The following is a 3,581-nucleotide window of genomic DNA, read 5'->3' on the forward strand; positions in this document are numbered from 1 at the left end:
GCGCTTGGATCTGCGGTACGTGCAGAACTGGTCGCTGCCCCTCGACTTCTACATCCTCTGGCGTACCGTGTTCGCGGTCCTGCGCCGCGAGGGTGCGTACTAAAAGGGAGCGTACTGCGCCGTATCCGTCCCGGACCGTAGCCGGTCGCACAACACGGGCACGGTCGCCAACCTCAATGTGTGGTCAGGGATGCATCAGGCGGACCGAACCGCAACCAGGCCGGCCAGAACAGCTGCCGGTGCTTCCGTCTCGCCGTCCTCGCGTATAGTTTGCTCATCTGGCTTCGCAGCCCCGACCGGCCCTCCCTGCGTGGCGGGCACCTGTTCATGCTTGGCGTGCCGCGGACCCGCGGGTCCGTTATTCTAACGGCCGGTCTAGGTTTGATGCGCCTGGCGTCGACGTTAAAATTAAAATCTCCTCGGATAGCCACGGCCGATGTCCGGATGGCATGCTGGGTGCCGGGCAGACCGCGTCTTCGGAGTTGGCAATCCGTGTCCACGAGGAACCGTGTGCGACGGACAATGGCTACGGTCCTGTTACTCGTGCCGGTGCCGTCGCCGTCGCTGTCTGGGGAGCACGGTGGAGCGATCTGCGGCGGGGGTTGTCATGCGAAAGACCGTTCGGCGGCCCGACCGTCGACTTTTGATAGTTTTGTTGGTGCTGGTGGCCGCCTGCGGACCGGCTTGGACGTCCGATGGCGAGGATGGGGGGTCGGCCTTGCCCGGTGGGCCGACGTCAGCCTCGTCGACCCCGCAGCCGGGGATGTCGTCGGATCCGTCCGACAAGCAGCCTGCGTCGTCGGGGGCCTCCACCCTGCCGGCGTCCCCGTCCCCGTCCCCGTCCGCGCCGTCGGCTGTCAGTGATCCGCCGGGTTCGACGTCGACATGGGCGCCGAATCCGGTCTGGGGAACGCCGGTCTACGCCGACTCCTTCAACGGGAACACGCTCGACCCGAACCGGTGGACGATCTACGACTCGCCGCAGGTCCCGCTGATGCCCAGGTCACCGGCCAACGTCTCGGTGGCGAACGGCACGCTGCGGCTCACCGGATGGATCGATGCGGCTGGGCGTGACGTTTCCGGCGGTGTCGCCAGCCGCATCAACCTGCGGTACGGGCGGTGGGAGGCGCGGATTCGCGTGGAGCGGGGGTCCGGGTACTCGGCGGTGGTACTGCTCTGGCCGCAGTCTGAGAAGTGGCCGGTCGACGGGGAGATCGACGTCATTGAGGTCCCGGACCCGCAGCGTCAGGTCGGCAGTAACTTCCTTCATTTCGGCAGCGATAATCGGCAGTTGGAAAAAAAGTGTACGCTGATTTTACCCAGTGGCACACAGTCGGGGTGGAATGGTTGCCGAATCGTATCGTATATTATCTGGACGGTAAGCCAACCTGGACGGTCAGGCGGCCGACGAATGCGCGCGAACGCAATATGATCCCGGTAAAGCCGATGCATATGACGCTTCAGCATGATCGAGGCTGTTTTCAGGTGGTCCCGTGCAGGAACGCACAGACGCCGCCAACGGTCACGATGTTCGTCGACTGGATCAAGATCTACCGGGCGCCGGCGAACCTGCTCTGAGACGTCTGGCACAACGATGGCCGCAGTGGTGGCACAGGGGGTTTGGCGGGAGCGGTTGCCGCCGGGTGGGTGACCTACGTGACGAGGCGTGCCGGGTGTGGGTGACGGGGAGCCGAGACCTGCTCTCCGTCACCCACACCGCGCGGGTCCTCGCTCGGGTACGTTCCCGGGCCGGCCCTCATCGTGCTTAGCCTGCTCGGCGTCCGAGTCGCCCGCGTAGGTAGCCGCAGGATGTCGCGGCCACTCCGAAGACGATCGCCGCTGCGCGCGAGCGGTGACCGGCGCTGGACAGATCACGCCAGACAGCCCGGGGAAGGGTCCGACTCACATACGTCCGCTCCGCCTCCAGGGCTGATTCCTGGCCGACGAGCCCGGCAACCCGCGCCTTGGACAGTCCCTCGGCATAGCAGCGTCGCCGGAAGTAGGTGAAGGTTGTTCGTTCGGTGGTCACCCGATGGGCGACCACCGATGCGGGCTCGTAGAGAACGACCGCCTTCGGATCGGACTGGCGCAGCCGAATCCCGAACTCCGTCTCCTCGCAGCCCATCGGGTCCGTGCCTGTGCGGCCGATGCCGTGCGTGAAGTCGCCGACCGCATCGAAGGCCGAGCGCCGAAAGGACATGGATGCGCCGATCGGGTTGCGGACGGGCGCCCGTGAGGTGGGCAGACCCTCGTAGCTGCATCCGACGACCCAGTCGAACTCGGGCGGGAACCATGTGGGCCGGGTGGTGGGCCAGGCCGGACGGGCGGCACCACCGACTCCCATGACACGGGAATCGGCATACGGGGCAAGCATGCGCTCGAGCCAGCTCGGTTCCGCCCTGGCATCGTCATCGAGGAAGACGACGATGTCGCCTGTGGTGGCCGCGATGCCGGTGTTGCGTGCGCCGGACAGGCCGCGTGGGCCCGTGCTCGCCACCACGGTGACATCCGGCATGGCGCTGACGGCACGTCGCAGCAGGGCCTCGTTGTTGTCAACGACGAGGACAAGCTCGTCGTGTACCCCGAGTTGGTCGTGGGCGCTGGCGACGGCCGCGCAGAGGTCGTCCCAACGGGCCTCGGTGTAGCAGCACACGACCACGGACGCGCTCGGTCGGTCGTCAGCAGACCGCGACCCGGGAAGATGCGCGGCGTGGGGTCCGGTTCCGGTGCGACTACCGGAGCCGAGGACGCCGAACTGCCCCAGGCCTGGAATGCTGCTGGTCACATCGTGGGTCACGCGTTCTCCAGCCGCGTCGTGGAGGTGGTGATCGAGGCGGCGGGGCCGGCCGGGGTGCTCAGGCCGAGTGGGGTGGTCGGCGCATGCTTCTGCTCGGGGATGTCGAGCAGTGGGTGCGGCGGGACGGTGGCACGTGGCCGGATCCGGGCCTTGCCACGGGCCTCGACCAGGATGGTGCGCAGCACCCGGGTGCCGTCGGAGAGCGCGTTGAGGTTGCTGGCGCCATGGATCCGGTAGTGCTCGTAGCTGGGCACCTCGACTACGCGCATGCCGGCGAGCGCGACCCGCATGTTGATGAGGGTCTCGACTTCGAACCCATCACCCCATCGCTTCACCGAGTCGGTGCGGCCGGGCTCCATCTCCAGCACTGGCAGGCAATGCCGCCAGAAGGCGTTGTAGCCGTAGCATAGGTCGGTGTAGCGACTGCCGATCAGCAGGTTGACCAGGCCGTTGAATACCCGGTTGCCCAGGCGGCGCAGCTGGGTGATGTCGCTGCTCCCACCGCCAGCGCAGAAGCGGGAGCCCTTCGCGAAGTCTGCGCCGAGGACAAGCGCGGACACGATAGGCGTCGATCTCACCGGGATCGGCGGAGCCGTCCGCGTCGAGCATGACGATGATGGAGCCGGTGGCCGCCGCGAATCCACAGGCCAACGCGTTACCCTTCCCGCGGCGGGTCTGGTTTACGGGCTCTTCGAAGTTAAGCGGGTTTGAGGCATCTGCGGGCTCGGCGGGTGGTTGCGCAGCGTGTTCGTAGCCGCTGGTTTTCGGGGTTGCGGTAGCCGAA

General features: G+C 66.8%; 2 protein-coding genes and 3 pseudogenes. 3 read left to right on the top strand and 2 right to left on the bottom strand.

Going from position 1 to position 3,581, the window contains the following annotated elements; all coding sequences use genetic code 11:
* The 3 genes and pseudogenes from AC08OQ_RS01185 to AC08OQ_RS01195 all read left to right on the top strand — a co-directional run.
* Positions 1-103, top strand: a 103-nt coding sequence (locus AC08OQ_RS01185; protein WP_476601737.1) for a sugar transferase, incomplete at its 5' end; no start/stop codon positions are given.
* Positions 104-994: 891 nt separating this feature from the next.
* Positions 995-1,291, top strand: a pseudogene (locus AC08OQ_RS01190) (glycoside hydrolase family 16 protein); the annotation flags it as partial.
* Between the two features lie 11 nt (positions 1,292-1,302).
* Positions 1,303-1,449 (top strand): annotated as a pseudogene (locus AC08OQ_RS01195) (family 16 glycosylhydrolase); the annotation flags it as partial.
* Between the two features lie 316 nt (positions 1,450-1,765).
* Here the strand turns inward: AC08OQ_RS01195 and AC08OQ_RS01200 are convergent.
* On the bottom strand, positions 1,766-2,797 hold the full coding sequence (locus AC08OQ_RS01200; RefSeq protein ID WP_462189157.1) for a glycosyltransferase family 2 protein: 1,032 nt from the start codon (positions 2,795-2,797) through the stop codon (positions 1,766-1,768).
* Positions 2,794-3,481 (bottom strand): annotated as a pseudogene (locus AC08OQ_RS01205) (glycosyltransferase family 2 protein); the annotation flags it as partial. The gene AC08OQ_RS01200 and the pseudogene AC08OQ_RS01205, both read right to left, overlap by 4 nt.
* Positions 3,482-3,581: the final 100 nt, after the last annotated feature.

This window comes from Frankia sp. CcCS3 (genome assembly GCF_977927575.1).